The organism is Zymomonas mobilis subsp. mobilis ATCC 10988 (genome assembly GCF_000175255.2).
GTDB classification, from domain to species: domain Bacteria; phylum Pseudomonadota; class Alphaproteobacteria; order Sphingomonadales; family Sphingomonadaceae; genus Zymomonas; species Zymomonas mobilis.
In genome coordinates this window covers 945150-966886 of the sequence record NC_017262.1, presented here as the reverse complement: position 1 = coordinate 966886, position 21737 = coordinate 945150, and the positions used below count along the sequence as shown (strand labels likewise).

Here is a 21737-nt window from a genome sequence, read left to right as displayed (position 1 = left end):
TCATGCCTAAAAAATATCGATTTCTTCTCTACCCCCTTCTTCTAAACAGCTTTTTCCTGCCGCCATTGAAAGCTGACAAGCCTCTCATTTCTGAAAGATTAATCGAATTTCTAAGGAATACAACAGCAGAAGAACAACAAAAGGGTGTAGAGCTCAACCCTGGGAATAAAAGGCTTGTAGATGCCCTTTTCGAAGGAGACAGTCTCCTTATTGAAAAGATTGCTAATGAGCCAGAAACAACAAATACCGTCAAAAAATTTACAAAAATTGAAGCGTTGCTCGTCAAAGGCAATTATGAAGAGGTCAATCGACAATTAGCAATATGTAAAAAAACCTTCTTCCAAGACCCAAACACGCCTACTCTACTTCCTCCGATTAATAATGTGGTGATGACCTGCGACCAGATTTCTGCTGGTAATTATTTTTTGGAAGGTAATCTTCCCGCTTGGGGTGAAAAACTCAACAACATCAACAATACTTATTATCCTGTCATCCGAAAATTCAAGGGACTAGGTTCTGTTGACAAAGGGTATAATTTAAGATTTTTAGAGATAACTTGAGAACAAGTTTTGTAGGGTAGATAGGATGCGAGGAGATCTGACGGACGCGGAGTGGGAGATAATACAGGGTCTTCTTCCAAGCGAACGAGGCCGCTGCGCGCGTCCCGCCAAAAGTAATCGGTTATTTCTCAATGGTATGCTTTATGTGCTTCGAACAGGCTGCCCGTGGCGAGATATGCATGAACGTTATGGGAAATGGAATTCGATCTATGTTCGGTTTCGTAGGTGGGCAGAACAGGGTGTGTGGGACGCTCTTCTTGAAACTCTCGTTGACCTTGGCCTGACAGATGACTGGCAACATATGATAGATAGTACGATTATTCGCGCCCACAGCCAAGCGGCTGGCGCAAAAGGGGGACGTATAAGGAAGGCTTTGGTCGCAGTCGCGGAGGCTTTACGAGCAAGATCCACGCCCGTTCCGATGGTCAAGGCCGCCCTCTAGCTTTCGCACTAACCGGTGGTGAGGTCTCTGATTATTCTGGCGCTGATAGCTTGATAGATATCCCTGTCACAACACCCCACTGTTTTCTCGCTGATAAAGGATATGATAGCGATAGGTTACGCGAAAAACTGCTTTTTCGAGGCATCCTTCCTGTTATCCCGCCTCGTTCCAATCGAAAAAAGCCTATTCCTTATAATCTCCAGCACTACAAAGATCGTAATCGTATTGAGCGGATGTTTAATAAGCTAAAGCAGTTCAGGCGCATTGCCACACGCTATGACAAAACCAGAAAATCTTTTCTCGCCTTCCTTCATCTCGCGGCCGTAAAATTGTGGTTACCTTCCTTTGTCAACAAAACCTAGAAAATTTTTCCCTTTCAGCAACAAAAATGGGAAGTCTAACTGTATTTCCCTCTTTAATACCCGCTTTTACGGTTACCGGAATAGATCATAAACAATCATTACCGATAAAATATCAAGATATAAATAAGAACAGAACCTGGAAGATTCCTTATATTAACGCCTCTTTAAATGGCAAAAAGACGATTCTTCTTCTGGATACGGAATCCGCGATTAGTAAATTACCCATAGAGTTAAAAGATTCGCCCCATGTCCATATTGTTGGACATATCAACTATGCAGATAATGGGACTGCTGAAATTTTTAGTGGCGATCTCGGTATTGTTGATGAACTCAAAATCGGAACAGCCGTTTTAAAAAACGTTCCCGTTCTCTTTACTACTACAAAAAAAGCCTATTTGGGGCTGATGGTTCTTCAAAAACTGGGTAAAATCAAAATAAATAAACAGCAGATGACCTTTGGCAAAAATATCAACTGTAACTGTCAACAGGACATTCATCTTGGAAGTACATTTGAAGGAGATTACCAAGCACTCAAATACCCCATTACATGGCAAGGTAGAACCGATCTAGTTGCCATAGATCTTTCTGAAGAAAACACCGATTTTAACTTACTACAGTTCAAATCTGAATTTACGCCAGAAGAACAAATATTATTTGAAAAACAAAAGAAAATTATTGATGAATTCACCGACATTACTAAAGATAAAATAACTGATCCAGCCTATATCGTGGAATCAGATTTATCTATTGATGGGATCAATTATAGAAAAAGACAAAAATTAGTCCTCAAAGATACTAGACGGCGTCCTACGATGACTATCGGAGCATCCATCCTCGAAAAAGCTGACCTCTATCTCGATTTTATCAACCACAAAGCCTGCCTTAAATCGATACAGTAAGCCTTTTACCCATCTTGTCCGATGCGCAAAGCGGCACCGATGACAAAAGGCGCGACAGCAAGCAAAAACAACGAACAAGCCGCCAATAATAGGAAGGCCCCAGGCTGATGACCATCAACAGCCCCCGCGCCAAAGATGAGGAGCGGCACGGCCAAAGGCAATAAAAGTAAAGCAGCCAACCCACTTCCGGACTTTATCCTTGCCGTCAAAGCGGCAATCATAACCCCCAAAGAGGCCAGTCCAGGAGTAGCCAATAAAAATCCGGCTTCCAATTTCCAGAAAACAGACCAATCCAAAGATAGCAAAGCCGAGGCGGGTAACAACGCCACCATTAAAGGGACAGCAAAACTCACCCAATGGGCGATAATACGCGCCACAGCTATCCATTCTTCGCTAATCCCGCGCACCGCATAATGATCGAAAAAGCCATTTTCGACATCGGGAATAATCAAACGGTCAATGGGTAACAAAGAAGCTAACAGAGCGGCAACCCATAATATTCCGCTACCAGTACGCGATAAAATTATGGGATCACTGCCCACCGCGAAAGGGTATAGAACGGCAACCAATAAAAAAAACAAGACAGGTAGAAATACCCCTGCCCCGATCAAAATTGAGCAATCCCGACGAATTAATAAAACAAGCCGGATCAAGAGAAATGACTTTCATCCAAAAGGTCAAAGAAACCTGATGACTGGCCAGAATTCGCTACGAAATTTTCTAAAGACAAGGTTTTATAATCAGCCATATCAAGCCCTTGATGACTAACAGCCAAAATAATCCCGCCCTTTTGGCGATGGTGCTCTATCATTTCGATCAAAGCCCTAACAGAAGCCGCATCAAGCCCGTTTGCCGGTTCATCCAACAACCAGATAGCAGCCTGGCTTGCCAACAAACGCGCCAACACAGCTCTTTTACGCTGCCCAGTGGAGAGCAAACGGACAGGTGAATCCGCCAATCTATCAAGAGCCATCACCGCCATTGCTTCTTTTTCAGCGCCCAAAACACCATCTAAAGCCGCCCAATAAGCCAAGGCTTTTTCTAAAGGCAAATGCCGATCCATTGCCAAAGCCTCATCCGCAAAAGCCACCCGACCCCATTTTTTAACATGACCCGAAAAAGGTTTCAGAAAACCCGCCAACAGACGCAAAAGGCTGCTTTTACCAATACCATTTGCCCCCGTTATTAAAACGGCCTCCCCAGCCTTCACTTCAAAAGACAAATGGGTAAACAGTAAGCGGTCGCCTCTCAAACAACTCACGTCATGACACGCCAGCCTTGCATTCCCGAAATCGGACAGCCTTTTTCTCCCCAACAAGATCCCGCCAAAGGGATAGAAAACAATATCAAAAATCTATGTCTTGACACTACCCCAAGCTAAAGCACCTTAACGCCACAGAAAAACCAAGAGAGCAGAAAGATACCGTTTCAAAATAATACTTTGTCTATCAGAACAGACAAATAGCAGGGCTATGCAAAACCCTTTATGCGGATCCCATCAAATCGTGAATTTAATGTACTGATGGCAATGCCAGACGGACAAACAGGCCACCTAAATCTTCACTTTCTTCCAAAGTAACACTGCCGCCATAAATTTCGACCACATCGCGAACAATTGCCAACCCCAACCCAGTCCCGGGTTTATCTGTATCCAAACGCGCCCCGCGTTTAAACAACTGCCCACGGAGATTTTCAGGAATACCCGTGCCATCATCTTCAATCAGGATTTCAACCGACTTACCCTGTTTTTCTACCGTAACAAAAACGCGTCCCTGACCATATTTAGCAGCATTTTCTATAAGATTTCCCAAAATCTCGTCCAGATCTTGTCTTTCTATTCTGACAACAGCGTCCTTAACTCCTGCAAGATCAATCGTTGCATGAGGATAAAGCCGAGTAACCGCGCGTTCTACCGCCAGTAAAGCAGGCCATACCTCTGCTTGGCTTTGGGCATTACCCCGCCGTCCGATAGCCCGCGCTCGCGCCAAATGATGATCGACATGCCGCCGCATGGTCATCACCTCCCGCAAAACAACTTCTTTCAAGGCATCGCTATTGGCATTCGCCTCATTAGTCACAACCGTTAACGGCGTTTTCAAGGCATGAGCCAGATTACCAGCATGTCGCCTAGCCTCTTCGGCTTGCCGCTCGTTATGAGACAACAAAGCGTTCAATTCTTCAATCAAAGGGGCGACTTCATTCGGCATCCGGTCATGAATACGTGAAGCCTGACCATTACGGACAGCACTAATCTCGCGCCTTAATTTCCGCAGCGGCCATAATCCGATCGTCACCTGTAAAACGGTAATAACAATCAACCCCGTGCCTAAAATCAAAAAGGCTTTCACAAGGGTATGGCGTAATTTTTTAATCTGATTGTCTAAAGAAGTGCGAATTTCAGCGACTTGGAATCGCCATAAAACAGACGAACCGGGTAAGCGGACATCCCGTTCCATCACTCGCAAAGTGCCATCAGAAAATTCGTCGCTATCATATGTCCGCACCAATTGCCCTTTAGGCATCGGATTGACTTGTAGCGAGCGATCCCAAAGTGAAGGGGACGGAAATCTTTCATATCCGCTACCGCTAACCTGAAAATAAAGGCCGCTATGGGCTTCCAAAAAACGCTGGTCACCCAAAGGCCGATTCAGTCGAACCGCCCCTTCGGGATCAATTTCAGAAGAAGCGATCATCGCCGCCAAAACATAATCAAGCTGGCTGTCAAAATTATCGGTGACGGCTTGGGTCAGCACCCGATCCAAGGTTACGCCGCCGCCCGATAGCAGGATAAATATCCACAAAGCCGAAATAGCAATTAACCGGCGGGTCAAAGAACCGGTAGGACGTATTACCGGCTCCTGACTATTATTTTCTCCGACCAGATTTCCGCTTTTTTCGATTTTTTTCCGGCGAAAGAAACGACTAAAAAAACACTTTCGGCCACCGCTAGGGGAAGAAGCGGAAGCCATAATCAGCCGTTATTCCGATCCTCTGGGTCGTTCAAAGCATAACCCAAACCGCGAATAGTCGTAATAACATCCTGCCCCAGTTTCTTACGAATACGGGTTACAAAGACTTCGATCGTATTAGAATCACGATCAAAATCCTGATCGTAAATATGCTCGATCATTTCGGTGCGACTGACAACTTTGCCTTTATGATGCATCAGATAGGAAAGCAGCTTATATTCCTGCGCCGTCAATTTGACAGGCTCACCCGCCAAAGTCACTTTGCCGGAACGAGTGTCAAGCCGGACATCACCTGCCGTCAATTCAGAAGACGCATTACCGGAAGCCCGTCGGATCAAAGCCCGCAAACGGGCAATCAATTCTTCGGTCTGGAAAGGCTTGGTCAGATAATCATCAGCACCGGCATCAAGACCAGCAACTTTATCAGACCAGCTATCCCGCGCAGTCAGAACCAGAACTGGCATTTCGCGGCCTTCTTTGCGCCAACGATCAAGAACGGTGAGACCGTCGACTTCGGGCAAACCGAGATCAAGGACGACGGCATCATAATTTTCGCTCGAGCCTAGAAAATGGCCATCTTCGCCATCTGTCGCCAGATCGACAGCATAGCCAGCCCCTTCCAAAGTTGTTCGCAACTGACGGGAAAGCGTCGGCTCATCCTCAACGATTAAAACGCGCATACCGTTCTCTTTCTCGCTTCCTTCTTTTTATTCTTGCAAGGCTAAACCCCAAGCCTCGTTTTCGGTTGCATGCGTTAGGAAAAGGCAACCTGAAAACAGCTATTATAGATATTTTCAGGCTGACAGAACACTGCAAAAGAAAAGAAAGGTCGGAATAACCTTTTTCCCCGAAATCAATCAGAAAGCATTATTTTGTAAAATATAATATTTATAGCAGCTTAACTATCTCCAATAAGCGGCCTTGCTGGTATGACCAATTCCCGGATTAAAAGAATTCGTCGGGTCTAATTCATGATAATGCGTCTTCAGGCTGTCTTTGGCGTAATAGAGATGCCCGACATTATGTTCTGCTGGATATTCGGCATGACGGCTGTCCAAAATTTTCCACATAGCATGTTCGATATCAGCGCAATTTCCACCTTTTTTGACGATATAATCCTGATGGAATACCTGACAAAAGAAATGGCCATAATATAAAATATGGCTGATTTTATCAGTAATTTCAGATGGGAGATGCTCTTCCCACGCCTTGTTATTACGCGGCAAAGCAATATCCAACGCAACGATATCTTCGACTTCATCCTGATGAACGTCACGATAGCGGATAGCCGCACCAGCGGCGGCGAAACGATGCAGAAAAGCCTTTTTCCCTTCTTCATCGCTACATTCAAAATAACCACCGCTTGCTTTTTCGAAAAAGTCTTTCAGAAAAACACGCGCTTCTTCAGTTCCTTCTTCGGACACTTTCAAAATCAGATGATGTTCATAGCGGTCGCGGAAATCATCCATTCGCTTAGGCAGATGATGCGGGAACAGAGTGGATGCAAATTGCATCACCCGATCGCTCAAATAACGCGGCAAGAAACTGACACGGTTGTTTAAACCATCAAACCAGCCCTTCATGGCGAAAAGCTGCGGTAAGCGATCGGTGCCGAGATATTCAATCGCTAAGAAAGTATCTTTTCCGTATTTCGCCGCAATATCATAAGCATGGCGATGCATATATTCGCCTGAAATTGGCAAATATTTGAAAGACTTCAACACCTGCCGCCGAAGCTCGGTTAATTCATCGGGATCATTGGTGCCGATATAAAAAACCTTGGCATTTTTTTGCTGCGGAAAAGTATCAAGTCGCACCGCAAAAACCGCCACTTTTCCGGCACTACCAGAAGATTCATAAAGACGAGACCGGTCAGCATTAAAGCGCGCGGGTGTCTCTGCCTCAATATCGCGAATATGGTTATGATATTCACAGTCGGAAGCATGCTTGCTTTCGTCATTGATAACATCATCTTCGGTATAGTCGCCTTTTTCAACACGACTTAAAATTGTTTCGGGGTCATCACCCAGACGAACCCCCAAATGATTGACTAACTCTAATTTGCCCTGTTCATTGATACGAGCATAAAGGGTCAACTGCGTAAAGGCAGGGCCTCTTTGCATCAACGCGCCGCCGGAATTATTACAAACACCGCCAAAAACCGAAGCCCCGATACAGGAAGAACCGATCACCGAATGGGGTTCTCGTCCCAAGGGACGAAGGATAGTTTCAAGGTCATATAAAGTTGCGCCGGGCAAACAGATAACCTGCTCACCTTTGTTAATCGGTTTCACACCGGTAATGCCAATACCACTAATCAAAACAATATCGCGATCGTAGTCATCGCCATCAGGCGTTGATCCGCCGGTCAATCCGGTATTGGCCGCCTGCATAATGATGATCTTGCCGGCATCAACACAGGCTTCAACGACATGCCACATTTCAACCAAGGAAGTTGGACGAACAACCGCTAAAACCTTGCCACTACCAAAACGGAAACCAGTGCAATAATGATGCATCTCACCTTCAGAAGTCAGCACATGATCCGAGATTTCACGAAGATGATCCAGAAATTGCTGATTTTCTGTTTCATTCCCATGTCGGGTAGAAGAAGGAAGCTGCACCATTATATCGACCTTTTATTTTCAAAAATTTAATCTAATAACCCATAGCCTTACGCATAGTTTCAAGATCTTCTGAAATTGAAAATTATCTTTTCATTTATCGATCAAAATAATCGACTTGTATTTATCTTTCTCTCAAGGCTTCTTTTGCGCGATTCAGCGGCTTTACTAAATATTCAAGAACCGTTTTTGATCCTGTATGAATATCAATTGTTGCTACCATACCGGGAACAATAGGAAATTTATGGCCAGATTTATTGGTTAGATGATCAGAATCCGTGCGTACCCAGACGCGATAATAATAGCTATCTTTCCTGACATCATCCTGCACGGTATCCGGCGAGATAACCGTCACTTTTGCAGGCAAGCCCCCATAAATAGCGTAATCATAAACGGTCAATTTGACGGTTGCCCGCTGACCGGGATGAATAAAAGCAATATCCCGAGGTGATATCCGTGCCTCGACCAATAATTGTTCATCCAAAGGCACAATCGTCATCAAACGACCATTAGGCGGAATAACGCCGCCTTTCGTGGTAACTTCGATATCCTTAACGATGCCCCTTACGGGCGAAGTAAAGGTCAAGCGATCTAACATATCAGAACGCCCTTTCGTAACCGATTGCTGGGCTTTCGCCTCTGCCTCGGCTTTTTCAAGGTCTTCTCTGGCCTTCACCATATATTGATTTTGCATATCATCGGCGCGAGTGTCGATTTCGCTTACCTGCCGTTTCAAACGCAAAACCTCGACATCACTAGCCGCCCCCCTTGCCACCAGTGGCTCGGTCATCGTCAATTCATTTTTAATCAAAGCCAATTGCTGATGAAGATCGCTCAATCCCATAGCCAAACTATTGCGGCGAGAACGATAAAGATCAGTCTCTGATTTTACCAAAGCAGGATAGGCTCTCACAGAATCGGGAAAGGAAATCGGGGTATTATTCACCTCTGCCCGCAACCGAGCCGCCGTTGCTTCTGCGGCCACAGCACGCGCAGCCGTTTCTTCAACCGAAGATTGGGTGCGGGTGCGATCAAGCTGCGCCAACATTTGTCCGGCCTGAACAATATCGCCCTCTTTGACATTCAAGCGAACAAGGATTCCACCTTCCAAAGATTGGATGGTCTGTTCATGCGAGGAAGGCACCACCTTCCCTGTTCCGGTTGAAACTTCTTCAAGCGTAAAGCAGGCTGCCCAAATAAAAAAGCACAGCAACATCACCACAACGATCCAGACAATCCGTGCTGGAAGATGCAAAGGGTCACGATCATCGACCATGCTCTGGGTGGACAAGGAAAGGTTAGCCATTGGTCAGCCTTTTCAGAACAGAATCCCGATCACCGTCCATAACGATATGGCCTTTATCAAGGATGATAATACGATTGACCCAGCGCAAAATACTTTGACGATGGGTTGCCACGATCAAGCTGCGGGTTTTCACCCAAGGGGTCAGATTGTTAATCAGATGATGCTCTGACATTTCATCAAAATGAGCGGTCGGCTCATCCAATAAAACGACAGAAGGCTCTGATAAAATCAAACGCGCTAAAAGGATTGATTGGCGTTGTCCTCTGGATAATTCACCACCGCCCTCTTTCAATAACATATCGAGGCCATCGGCTCGCTGATCCAAAATGGTTTTCAATCCAACCATATCCAAAGCCGCCAAAACCTGACTATCACTCGCCAAAGGCGCGCCCATGGTCAGGTTATCGCGCAAACTACCATAAAAGATTTTGGCTTCTTGGGTCATCAAGCCAATGTCACGCCGCAAATCCGCGGGATCTATCGTCGGTAAAGCGATACCATCTAACATAATCCGGCCATTGGAAGGCTGATGGAGGCCAGATAACATCCGCAGAAAGGTCGATTTACCCGCGCCATTCCGACCTAATAAGGCGATTTTTTCACCGGGACGGATAACCAGCTTAGGAATATCGAGATCAGGTCGTCCCGATTTTGGGTCATGCAGGAAACGAACGCCTTCAAATTGATATTGCCCGCGAATGCTGGGTAATTGCACTAATTGCGCCTGATCCGCACGATCTGCCGGACGGCTCATCAAAGAATCCAGCCCTTCACGGGCAACGCGTGCTTGTTGAAAACGCAAAAAGAAACCCGCTAATTGTGCCAAAGGGGCAATCATGCGGGAAGTCAAAATAGAACATCCGACCAAAGCACCCGTTGTCATCGTTCCCTTCATGACTTGGAAACAGCCGACCAATAAAATCAGGGCATAAATGATGGTTTGGATTTCCTGACTCCATGTCACCATCAATCCGGTATAGAAACGCTGCCGCATGGCAATGGAGGCGGCCACCGAATGGACATGATTCCACCGTCTTTCAAAACGAGGTTCGGCACGCATCAATTTAATATCTTCAAAACCATCAACCGCTTCGATCAGCAAAGCATTGCGTAAAGCGGATTCACGCATTCCCTGTTGTGACAGGCGGGCAAGCGGATATTGCACCAGAATACCGGGGATAAGCAACAAAGGCACAGCGGCCAACGCCACCCAAATCAAATTACCGCCAACCATCCATAAAATACCTAAAAATAGGCAAAAGAAGGGTAGATCGGTAATCATGGCGATACTGGTCGCGGTCAATAATTCGCGGACATGTTCCAATTCGCGAAGCTGGGCAATAAAACTACCGGCGACTTTCGGACGGGCATCGTAAACCAGACGGATCGCATGACCAAAGACATGCTCTGAAATCCGCAAATCGGCTTTTTTCCCGATCACATCCAATAATCGGGTGCGGGCAACCTTTAACAGTAATCCGAAAAAGACCGCCATCATCACGCCCGAAAACAAAACCCATAAGGTTGGCTCTGATTGGGCAGGCACAACGCGATCGTAAATCTGCATTGAAAACAGAGTCGAAGACAAAGCCAAAAGGTTGATAAAAAGCGAGGCGACAATAACTTCCCCGAAACGTCGCCAATCAGCCAAGGCCAAACGGCGGAACCAATGGGGACGATAAGGCTGGATATAATCATCGACCCGCCCATCGGGTATAGAGCGCAATGGCCGCAAATAAGCGATTTCAATAACGTGATCGGCTAACCAGTCAATTTCAACCGGCGTTTCCAGATCGCCTTCGCCCGAAAAGCGAACCGCTAAATGCCCGTCACCATCATTGGTCATCACACAACCAATACGGCCATCATCCCAATGGGCAATAAAGGGTAACGCGACACCCGAACGCACGGCACCTTCGGCTTTCTCGCCGGATTCCAAACGGAATCCCAAACCTAAATGACGCGCCATAACGGATAGGCGACCTTCATCAGATTCGGCCTTATCCCATGACATGATATTCCGAACATGCTCGACTGAAACCGGAAGGGTATAATGACGGGCAATCGCAATCATGGCATCCAGCCAGGCTTCCCATAAAAGAAGGGATTGGCGTTTTTCTTCTCCACCCTGCCCCATCATGGCAATATCTCCAATCCCTGAACGACGGTGTGGTCAATGCCATAAACGGCTCTTGCCCGACCGGATGCGGCGACCTGATCGGCTTCACTCACCCATAAATCATGCCTTGCATTGATATTTTCTGTGCGCGCCTGATAAATTTCCTGCTCACTATTCAGCAGATCGACCAAAGAACGAGAGCCCAAACGATATTGATCGCGATAAAGATCACGGGCTTCGATAATGGTTTTCAAACGACTTTGCAGAACACCTATCCTTGCCATAGAACCCATCGCCGCCGCATGAATCGAACGGAGCTTGTTATGGGCTTCCAATAAAGCGGTTTGTTGCCGCGCATGGGCGGCATCGACAGCATGGCTGGCGGCTTTTAATTGACTTAAAATACCGGTTCCCTGAAACATCTGAGTTGAAACATTCAAAATAACGCTACCATAATCCTGACGCCGATCCGGTGCTGCCGGATAGATGGCTCCCCGCAATGAACGACCATAATTCCCGTCGATAGAAATGGTTGGGAAACGTCCGGCTTTCACAATACCCAATTGGGCTTCAGCCGCCTTCGCTTCGGCTTTGGCTTCTAATGCTGCGGGCAATAAATCAGGGTTTAATGAAGCATCAACGGGGGCTTCCGGTCTAAACGGTGGCAATCCATGTGGCTCTGCAATGCAGATATTTTCCGGTAAAGGCCGGTTTTCATTCATCAAACTGCGCAAATTTTCTCTGGATTGTTCTAACATGGCACGGGCTTCGATCATGTTGGCTCTCGCCTGATCGAGACGGGATTCCGCCTGAATAGGATCAGATCGGGTCGAAATACCGGCTTTTGCCCGTAATTCTGCCATTTCTTTCACCGCGGATACCGCCTGAAACAGATCCGCCGCTGCAATCATCAATTGCTGATAGCGGTGAACATTAACAATCGCTTCGGCAACATTTTTGGAAACTTCGTCAATACTGCCCAAAACTTTGGCCTGTTGCCGTGCTGCCAGAGCCTTGGCCTGCATGACCTGATGGGACACCTTCCCGAAATCATAGACCATCTGGGAAGCCGAAGCCGATATATAAGGGCCCAAGCCCCGTGCCGAGGTCCAAGGGCCTCCACTCATCCCCGCCTTGAATTGAGGATAATATCCGGCATGGGCAACACCGATTCCGCTTTGTTGCTGCCCCAAAGCGGCAATCGCATCGGTGATAGAAGGATGCCCTTCCAAGGCACGATGAATGGCCTGATGCAAGGTCAGCCAACCCTCATCCACTACCGCGTTACGGGCAGCTTCATCACGCAAATAAGCGGGTTCGTCATCACACCCTAAACTATCACTCAAGCTTGGTAAGCTATCAATAGTCGGCATTTTCGGCACATATTCATCAGCAGAAGCCGCGAAAGGTACTGAAAAACAACCGGCCACAAGAAAGATTACCTTTCTCATCAGGCGGGATATTTCATCCCGCCGCGCCAATTTTTTGATCATTTTATCAGGCGATAATCAACTGATGGTTACCGATCAGGGTCGCAAGATCGGTCTGGGTATTATCAAGGGTAACCAAAGCGGTCATTTGATGATTGCCATTGGCACCGTCACGATCAACGGAAATGGTCGTATTGCCATTATGGACGCTGGTAGAAACAAATTGGTCAAGACCGCTAGAGGCTTTATCCATAACAAATTTGTTTTCGGTCACGTCATAAAAGACATTCGCCGTGCCCTGATAATCGGCCAACAAATCCTTGATATTGATGATATCGGCATCGGGATTGTTAACCGTATTACCCAAATGGAAATCATTGACCGTATCGCTGCCATTACCGCCGGTGTTATCGCTGTTATCCAGCAATTTATACATCAGGGTATCATGACCGCCCTTGGCCAGATTGAAGGTATCGTTACCGCCACCGCCTTCGAAATAGTCACCTTTACCATCACTGGTAAAACTATCGTCGTAATTGGTGCCGACAATACCTTGAATAGACTGCAAGCTATCATGCCCATCCGTTTTTGAAACGGATACAGTGCCGATACCGACCGAATTGCCCATATTGACGGTAATCGCGCTGCTTTCACCGCTGTAATCGACAACGTTATGACCGCCGGACGACATCCAGACATATTCACCAGCGCTATTATAGCCCCAGCCACCGCCGCCGATATAGCTGTTGTTACCCGCTCCGGCAAAGAAGGTGTCGTCATAGCCTGTTCCGGTAAAGACGCCCCCAGTCGTATGGCTAGCGGTGGTATCTCCTTCCAGAACATAGGCATGATTAGCTGCCCCTGGGGTCAGATTATTCCAGCTTTTTTCAACATTCTCGACTGTATTTAAAGCCGAAGCCGCGCCCGTTTCACTACTGCCATCACTGACTGAAGAAGAATCCTCCACGCTAGACAAAGTGAAGAATTGACCATAGCTGTCCCGACCACCAATATCGTTGGAATGGCCGTCGGTTGCCCGAACAAGGGCAACGGAATAATGCTGATTGGGATCAAGGTTATAGAAATTGACGATCCCGCTGGAATCGTTGTTCCACATACCTTCTTGCGGATTGATAATCTGGGTCGAAACCAAATTACCGTCAGAGTCAAACAACTGGACGGTGTTGCCGAAATAGCTGTTGACCCCATTCTGATCCAGAATCTTCAAATGCAGGCTGGTGCCATCAGCCACCGCATTGGTATTCATGATCGAATAGATATTACCTTCGGTGGTTTTTCCAGCTTTATCAGCCTGCGTATCACTACCGCTAGCCGTAGAATATAACAGATCAACCGCACCATCCCAGTTCACATCAGTGGCGGCAATACCCGTAATATTGGCACGTGGTATGGTCGTCATATTTGAAACAGTAAAGGGATTAAGCGTTCCGTTACTATTAACCCCATTATTGGTTAATAAGGTTACCGGAATATTGGTGACATTGTTTTCAATGGCCGTTCTGATTTCAATAACGTCCATTTTGCCATCGTGATTCCAGTCGGTCGCAATGGCCGCGCCACCGGCAAGATTGTCATCGGCAATAATCGTTGGCGTGCTAGATAACACACCATTGTTATTCATATAGATCCGGCTATCTGTATTATCGCTGCCACTGGGCGTATTCCCGCCTTGGCTCAAATACAAATCCATATGGCCATTATTGGCAAAATCTGCCCAAACCATGGATTGCGCCCCCCAGACACTCGGCAAGGCTTTTTGCCCTGTAGTGCCGGTGGGAATACCGCGACTATTAAAGACATTATCAATATTCTGACCCAACGACAGCGTGCCGCCGTTATTGTCAATCAAGGCCAAGGCATATTGGTTGCTGGATGCGCTATTTGAAATCGTATGGGCGGCAACATCAATATTGCCATCACCCTTTAAATCAACGCCTGATACTTCCCGCTCAAACTGAAAATTCTGCAATCCGGCAGTGCCATTGGTTCCGTCTTGAGACAACACACCATTGGTATTTTTAATAAAAGTCCCATTGGTTGCCCCATTTTGTGGACCCCAGTTACCTAGAACAGCGTCAACATAGCCATCGCCATCCTTGTCATAGGCCATCACACCTCCAGCCGAATTATTACTGCTGGTTGCGCGGGTCAGACTATATCCAGATTGTGATCCGGTCCAAACAGCCACTCCCGTTGTCGCACTATCAATATAATCAGAAGCTAAAACATCTGAATATCCGTCACGATTATAATCAACAATCGTCGATGAATTGATTGTATTCCGGCTATCCGTGCTCTGATTGGTATAGCGCACCAAATAAGGCAGCTGTTGCACATCTGACAAAGCGTAATTTGTCGAATTCGACTGGGTTATCAGGCTAGATCGCTGAAGGATGTTAAGATTGCCATAGGCATCAAATCCAACGGCCATACCGGCGCTATCCCGCACTTCCTGCGGTGGCAAAATACTCGCCTGAAAGGCCGTATTCAAAGCTGATGTCGGCGGTGCAGTATAAGAAACTGTATTCGACAATCGGGAATAATTTCCGGCAACATCATATTGGACAAGACCCAAATTATAATGCTGTCCGGCGGTCAAAGTCGCAGATAAGGTCGCCGTGGTGCCACTATTATCAGCTACGGCCAGAACCTTATCAACACCTTGCTCGTAAACGCCGTCATGGTTGACATCATTGATCAATGCCACGGTCGCATCGGCATCCTTAGTCACGGTAATGCCTGCGTCATTCCATGTCGGCATGACCAGTGAAGAAGGCGCGATCAAATCAATCGTGATATCTTTTGATGTCGTATAAACGACCTTACCCGAACTATCCAATGTCCGCAGATAATAGGTAAAATTGCTATCATGGGCGGTTGGATCGGTCCATGTCCATGCCCCATTTGCAGATGGCGTCACGGTTGACCAATTCTGGCCATCAGTCGAAATCTGCAACACATCACTAAAGGTCGAACTGGAGGCATTGGATGATGTCAAAGACATCGCCAACGGTATGGCCATAAATGAAGCCGCTGCAGCCTCTTGCGCTGGCTCAAGATTGGAGGTGCCAGATACCGTCAAGGTAGGATCACGGGTGTCAAAATCGTTGTTCTGGACAGTCGAAACCGCACTTGTCGGCAAAGTATCGGTTGCAATCGCGGTAACTGCCGCCTGATGCGTTGCCAGCGCGCTATTATCACTGTCGGAAGAGACCGAACCAATAGTCAATGACGAACTACTGCCAACATTACCTGCCGGGTCGGTTGCTTTTGCAGTCAGAACTGTCCCGGGCGCAACAGGATCGGCTAATGTCAGACTATAACTGCCATTTGTAACCGTCCCAGTTCCAACAAAATTACCCGTATTATCAAAGACCTTTACGGAAGTGACTGTTGAATCATCAACCGTGCCAGTCAAGGTCTGATTATCGGCTGTAGTAAGCGTTACAACCGGTGCGACATTATCAACAACGGTTGTTGCCGCGGCTGAAACATTCCCTACCGGATCAGTGCTGGTGACACTAACCGAAGTGCCATTTGCCAAAGGCGTATCTGGTCTCACCGACCATTTACCATCTGATCCCGCAACTTCGGTGTAATCAGCCACCCCGTCGCCATTCGTATCCACTTTGACGACAGCGCCGGCTTCCGTCGTTCCCGTAATGGTGGTTCCATTACTGTTATCAACCGTTACAGCCGGCGGCGTTGCATCAACACGCGTCGTTACGACACTACTGACATTTCCGGCTGTATCGGTTGCCGTCGCTTTAATCGGGGTGCCGTCAGCGATATTCAAACCACTGATTGACCAATGGTTATTACTATCTGCAACGACGGTTCCTAAAACCGTTTGACCATCATTGCTTAACAAATTGACGGTCGTGCCAGCTTCGGCAATACCGGAAACCGTCTGACCATTCGTCGGATTAATACTGATAAGATCCGGCTTGGTTGTATCAACAGTTAGATCAATGACATTTGAATAAAGCGGCATATCATGAACGTCATTCCGCACTGCCCGATAGAGATAATGCCCATCGGGCAGATTACTCTGTGTCGCTGATGTATCCGTCCAGGTTGTGCCGTTATCTTTAGAAATCTGATAACTTGGCGTAGTCCCATTCGCGGCATTATCCAGATTCAGCGTAAAACTATTATCCTGACTAATATAATCATTCGCTGAAGCCCCCGTATCCGTATAATCTTGCAAATTCAACTGACGGGTATCGAACACAACCATCCCTGTTATGACACCAGACCCATTGGTAACATCGGGGCTTATAGAAAGACTATTGATACCGGCATTGTCAGCAACCGGAGTAACAATAATTTTATAAGCAGCATTCGTCCCATCTGCGCTACCGCTGGTGCGCTCAAAGCTCTTCAGTGTCCCATTTTCAATAGTTAAATCATTGGGCGAAAAGGCTGGGTTAGAATTATTAAATACGACGTAATAAGTAATATCACCTGTAGCCGTCGATCCATCCTGATCACTAAAAACCCTGACGTCATTTGGCTGAATAATATATCCGACCGCATGCGTGCTATCAACAACCATAGGATTGCCATTCACATCCTGCACGGAACCGGCAGGAATGTTGACAACTAGCGTCCCCCCTGAATTTTGGTTAGGCGTAACGACCAAAGAATAGCTTAGTGGATTACTACTATCCTGTATCAGGCGTCCTTTTGTCCCGCCATAGACGTTAATATCGTCAGCTGTAAAATTCTTGAGCGGTTCCGACAAAGTGAAGGTATAAGTAATTGTTCCTTCAGTAGTAGTATCATTGTCCCCCGTACTTGTAATGGCAATAGTTGGGGGCGCGGTATCAAAAGCAATACTATCCGTGGAATTACCAAGATTAGAAAGCCCAATAATATTATGTAACTGCCCAGATGGTATCGTTGCTGTAACATTACCAGTTTGATTGGCATCGGGCGTGACAACCATGTGGTAAAGTAACGGATCGCTGGAATCTTGGACAAGCTGGCCTTTTGAACCACCTGTGACCGTCACACTATCTGCCGTAAAGTCATTCACAGCCTGCGATAACTTGAAATTATAGGTAACAGGGCCAATAACTGTCTGACCGTCACTATCGCTTGTTATCGTAACAATCGGATTGGTTGCTACGGAACTATCATAAGGCACGCTATCGGTTGCATCCGATAACGTCGGGTTGCCGGCTAAATTATGGACACTACCTGCCGAGACAGTCGCGGAAAGCGCCGAAGGTGTATCAATAGTCATCGGACTAACAGTTACCTTCGGGGTCACTGTCATATAATAAACGAGTGGATTACTGGTATCCTGAATCAAGTTACCCTTTGTGCCACCGGATACAGTTACGCTATCGGCATTAAAGTCGCTTAGAGGTTCCGATAGTGTAAATTTAAAAGTCACAGGTTCAGCCGTAGCTTTCCCATCACTATCGCTCGTTATCGTAACGACCGGACTGTCAATATTGGTTGTATCATAAGCAACCGTATCACTTACATCCGATGCTGTCGGATTACCGGCTAGATCATGAACAGAACCGGCAGGAATTTTGACATCTATAGATCCGCCACTGGCTGAATTAGGGGTGACGGTCATATGATAGACCAAAGGATTGGAGCTATCTTGAACTAAATCTCCCTTCGTTCCTCCTGTAACTTCAATATTATCAGCCGCGAACGCTAACAAAGGCTCTGATGCTGTAAAGGTATAATGAACCGCGCCATTTACCGTCTTACCATTGCTATCATCGCTAATGGTTACTGTCGGAGGAATCGTATCATAAAGAACGGTGTCATTTACACTCGAAAGATTGGGGTTACCCGCCATATCGAATACAGCACCAGCAGGCACCTTAATACTGATCTCGCCAGAACTGTTGGGATTCGGTGTTACCGTTAAAAAATACATAAGGGGATGGTCAGGTGAACTGGTCAACTCACCTTTCGTCCCACCTGTAACCTCAATATTGTCGGCAGAAAAACCTTTCAAAGGCTCAGATGCAATAAAGCCAAAAGTGACTGGTGTGTTGGTAGCGGCAACGCCATCATGAGTACTTGTAACTGACAAAGTCGGATTACCCGCCGGTGTCATGTCATAGGCCACATTATCGGTTGCATCCGACAGAGTTGGATTGCCTGCAAGATCGTGTATAGCCCCCTTGGGAACAGTGACAGAAACGGTTCCACCTGTCCCTGTTTCAGGCGTAACCACCATATGATAGACCAGCGGGTCAGTGGTATCTTGGACTAATGCACCCTTGCTGCCGCCTGTCACCGTCACACTATCTGCGGTCAGATCGCTCACAGGTTCTGACAATTTGAAGCTATAGGTGACTGGACCCGTCGCTGTCTGGCCGTCACTGTCACTTGTCACCGTCACCACCGGATTACCCGCTGGTGTCGTATCATAAGCCACCGTATCCGTGGCATCCGACAAGGTCGGGTTACCCGCCAAATCATGCAGGCTGCCACTCGCTATCGTCGCGGTGACCGTGCCCCCTTTGCTACCATCTGGCGTAACCACCATATGATAGACCAGCGGGTCAGTGCTATCTTGAACCAATGCACCCTTGCTGCCGCCCGTCACCGTCACACTATCTGAGGTCAGATCGCTCACAGGTTCTGACAATTTAAAGCTATAGGTGACTGGGCCCGTTGCCGTCTGGCCGTCACTGTCACTTGTCACCGTCACCACCGGATTACCCGCTGGTGTCGTATCATAAGCCACCGTATCCGTGGCATCCGACAAGGTCGGGTTACCCGCCAAGTCATGCAGGCTACCGCTCGCTATCGTCGCGGTGACCGTGCCGCCTTTGCTACCATCTGGCGTGACCACCATATGATAGACCAGCGGGTCAGTCGTATCTTGAACCAATGCACCCTTGCTGCCGCCCGTCACCGTCACACTATCTGCGGTCAGATCGCTCACAGGTTCTGACAATTTAAAGCTATAGGTGACTGGGCCCGTCGCTGTCTGGCCGTCACTGTCACTTGTCACCGTCACCACCGGATTACCCGCTGGCGTCGTGTCATAAGCCACCGTATCCGTGGCATCCGACAAGGTCGGGTTACCCGCCAAGTCATGCAGGCTACCACTCGCTATCGTCGCGGTGATCGAGCCGCCTTTGCTACCATCTGGCGTGACCACCATATGATAGACCAGCGGGTCAGTGCTATCTTGAACCAATGCACCCTTGCTGCCACCCGTCACCGTCACACTATCTGCGGTCAGATCGCTCACAGGTTCTGACAATTTGAAGCTATAGGTGACTGGACCCGTCGCTGTCTGGCCGTCACTGTCACTTGTCACCGTCACCACCGGATTACCCGCTGGCGTCGTATCATAAGCCACCGTATCCGTGGCATCCGACAAGGTCGGGTTACCCGCCAAGTCATGCAGGCTGCCACTCGCTATCGTCGCAGTGATCGAGCCGCCTTTGCTACCATCTGGCGTGACCACCATATGATAGACCAACGGGTCAGTGCTATCTTGAACCAATGCACCCTTGCTGCCGCCCGTCACCGTCACACTATCGGAGGTCAGATCGCTCACCGGTTCTGACAATTTGAAGCTATAGGTGACTGGACCGGTCGCCGTCTGGCCGTCACTATCACTTGTCACCGTCACCACCGGATTACCCGCTGGTGTCGTGTCATAAGCCACAGGTGTAGCCACTGCATCTGCGGTAGTCGTGCTTCCTGATAAATCGTGCACCGAACCGGCGGGGACAACGACAGTAATAGTGCCGCCTTTCCCAGCATCTGGCGTGACCGTCATATGATATACTAATGGATTACTAGAATCCTGTACCAGCTCGCCCTTTTGACCGCCGGTTACCGTCACACTCGCTGTCGTAAAATCTTTAGAGGCTTCAGAAAGTGTAAAAGTATATGTAACAGGCCCCGCCTGCACAGTGTTACCGGCATCACTAGTGATAACAATAGCGGGCGTTATATCAGTATAATCATGCGTAACAGGGTTACTTACATTGCTTGAGCTATCAGAGGAAGTAACCGCGATCTGTCCAGTCGCCTGAGGCGTCGTGGACGTTGCATGATAATCACCTTTACTATCAGCCGTTGTTTGCGCGACCGTGCCATCTGGGAAGGTAACATTAACGGTTTGGCCTGGCTGAGCCGTACCATTGACAGTGACTTCACCTGTTGTCGGGTCCGTTGTAACACTATCCACAGAAGGAATAGAAAGATCTGAATTGTTGTTATTATCTTTATGGCTGTGTCCACCAGTCAAAGCAGCTGCGGCACCACCAGCAGCCCCCGCCCCCAATAAACCTGCGAGCAAAGGCACCAACAAACCATTATCATGGTAAATAAGTAACGGCTTAATGGTCTCGACCTGACTATAACCGACATCAGCGCCAGCTAGATTAGGATGAGAGGCATCTGGCATTTCAGCATGCCACCATGCCTCTTTCTGATCTTCATCACGCAGAACAAGGTCACTATGTAAATGCTTGTCATCATCGACAAAAAAATTATCAAACTGATACTGGCGACCATCATTCAGCTGGACGAGTAGTGTATCTCCCTGTCTTGATAGAGACCGCACTTGAGAACGGTAAGCATTCACCTGAACAACAGAAGGGTGCTGTAGAGAAATATGATTTTCTTCAGTAGAAAATGCTTTATGGTTACCGCGTTTTTTAGTGATCGTCAGGCTGGAGGCCATAAATATACCTGCATCAGATTTTAGGATTTAAAATAAAGCAGAAGCAGAGGTATTATTTTACCAGTTACTAATGCCCCTATCTCGCAAATCTTAGGGTATATTTTGTGCAGTCTTATACAAATTATAATAAATTCATTGTGCTTTGTAATAAAAAAACAACTATTTTGAATATAAATATAATATTTTTTATCTTTTATTTTTAACGATTTACAGAAATTTATACCAAATCTCTTGCCAATAAGACATTCAAAACAGAGTTATTAGCTTTCAAAAAAGCTATCATTGTAAAAAAGGCAGGTGGGAGCCTAAATTCTCC

The 21737-nt window shown here is 47.2% G+C and carries 11 protein-coding genes and 1 pseudogene; 3 read left to right on the top strand and 9 right to left on the bottom strand.

Annotated features, from left to right (window positions below; translation table 11 throughout):
- Positions 1-2 precede the first annotated feature (2 nt).
- The 3 genes and pseudogenes from ZMOB_RS04255 (at position 3) to ZMOB_RS04240 (ending at position 2263) form a co-directional block, all read left to right on the top strand.
- Positions 3-560 carry a hypothetical protein gene (locus tag ZMOB_RS04255; protein WP_252507321.1) on the top strand — a complete coding sequence of 186 codons (558 nt, stop codon included), beginning with the start codon at positions 3-5 and terminating at the stop codon, positions 558-560.
- A gap of 25 nt (positions 561-585) precedes the next feature.
- Positions 586-1364 (top strand): annotated as a pseudogene (locus ZMOB_RS10565) (IS5 family transposase).
- Complete coding sequence (locus tag ZMOB_RS04240) at positions 1334-2263, top strand: retropepsin-like aspartic protease (protein WP_252507320.1); 930 nt, start codon at positions 1334-1336, stop codon at positions 2261-2263. Before ZMOB_RS10565 ends, ZMOB_RS04240 begins: the two are co-directional and overlap by 31 nt.
- Before the next feature lie 5 nt (positions 2264-2268).
- On the opposite strand, the gene ZMOB_RS04235 is transcribed toward ZMOB_RS04240, so the two are convergent.
- From ZMOB_RS04235 to ZMOB_RS04195, 9 genes are all read right to left on the bottom strand, one after another.
- Positions 2269-2913 carry a heme exporter protein CcmB gene (locus ZMOB_RS04235; RefSeq protein ID WP_041573435.1) on the bottom strand — a complete coding sequence of 215 codons (645 nt, stop codon included), beginning with the start codon at positions 2911-2913 and terminating at the stop codon, positions 2269-2271.
- On the bottom strand, positions 2913-3578 hold the full coding sequence (ccmA, locus tag ZMOB_RS04230) for a heme ABC exporter ATP-binding protein CcmA (RefSeq protein ID WP_014500726.1): 666 nt from the start codon (positions 3576-3578) through the stop codon (positions 2913-2915). Before ccmA ends, ZMOB_RS04235 begins: the two co-directional genes overlap by 1 nt.
- 196 nt (positions 3579-3774) lie before the next feature.
- Complete coding sequence (locus ZMOB_RS04225) at positions 3775-5232, bottom strand: ATP-binding protein (protein ID WP_014500725.1); 1458 nt, start codon at positions 5230-5232, stop codon at positions 3775-3777.
- A gap of 2 nt (positions 5233-5234) precedes the next feature.
- Positions 5235-5912 carry a response regulator transcription factor gene (locus ZMOB_RS04220; protein ID WP_011240200.1) on the bottom strand — a complete coding sequence of 226 codons (678 nt, stop codon included), beginning with the start codon at positions 5910-5912 and terminating at the stop codon, positions 5235-5237.
- Between the two features lie 222 nt (positions 5913-6134).
- Entirely contained in the window at positions 6135-7859 is a 1725-nt protein-coding gene (dld, locus tag ZMOB_RS04215) for a D-lactate dehydrogenase (RefSeq protein ID WP_014500724.1), read from the bottom strand.
- Between the two features lie 121 nt (positions 7860-7980).
- Complete coding sequence (locus ZMOB_RS04210) at positions 7981-9162, bottom strand: beta-barrel domain-containing protein (protein ID WP_014500723.1); 1182 nt, start codon at positions 9160-9162, stop codon at positions 7981-7983.
- On the bottom strand, positions 9155-11302 hold the full coding sequence (locus ZMOB_RS04205; RefSeq protein ID WP_014500722.1) for a type I secretion system permease/ATPase: 2148 nt from the start codon (positions 11300-11302) through the stop codon (positions 9155-9157). Before ZMOB_RS04205 ends, ZMOB_RS04210 begins: the two co-directional genes overlap by 8 nt.
- Positions 11299-12774 (bottom strand): TolC family outer membrane protein, encoded by a 1476-nt coding sequence (locus tag ZMOB_RS04200; RefSeq protein ID WP_014500721.1) that lies wholly within the window; start codon positions 12772-12774, stop codon positions 11299-11301. Before ZMOB_RS04200 ends, ZMOB_RS04205 begins: the two co-directional genes overlap by 4 nt.
- A 4-nt stretch (positions 12775-12778) precedes the next feature.
- Entirely contained in the window at positions 12779-21421 is an 8643-nt protein-coding gene (locus ZMOB_RS04195) for an Ig-like domain-containing protein (RefSeq protein ID WP_014500720.1), read from the bottom strand.
- Between the last annotated feature and the right edge of the window lie 316 nt (positions 21422-21737).

Coding starts and splice junctions, on each gene's coding strand:
- ZMOB_RS04225 (WP_014500725.1), bottom strand. CDS start 5,232: ATGGCTTCCGCTTCTTCCCCTAGCGGTGGCCGAAAGTGTTTTTTTAGT.
- ZMOB_RS04255 (WP_252507321.1), top strand. CDS start 3: ATGCCTAAAAAATATCGATTTCTTCTCTACCCCCTTCTTCTAAACAGC.
- ZMOB_RS04220 (WP_011240200.1), bottom strand. CDS start 5,912: ATGCGCGTTTTAATCGTTGAGGATGAGCCGACGCTTTCCCGTCAGTTG.
- ZMOB_RS04210 (WP_014500723.1), bottom strand. CDS start 9,162: ATGGCTAACCTTTCCTTGTCCACCCAGAGCATGGTCGATGATCGTGAC.
- ZMOB_RS04195 (WP_014500720.1), bottom strand. CDS start 21,421: ATGGCCTCCAGCCTGACGATCACTAAAAAACGCGGTAACCATAAAGCA.
- ZMOB_RS04205 (WP_014500722.1), bottom strand. CDS start 11,302: ATGATGGGGCAGGGTGGAGAAGAAAAACGCCAATCCCTTCTTTTATGG.
- ZMOB_RS04200 (WP_014500721.1), bottom strand. CDS start 12,774: ATGATCAAAAAATTGGCGCGGCGGGATGAAATATCCCGCCTGATGAGA.
- dld (WP_014500724.1), bottom strand. CDS start 7,859: ATGGTGCAGCTTCCTTCTTCTACCCGACATGGGAATGAAACAGAAAAT.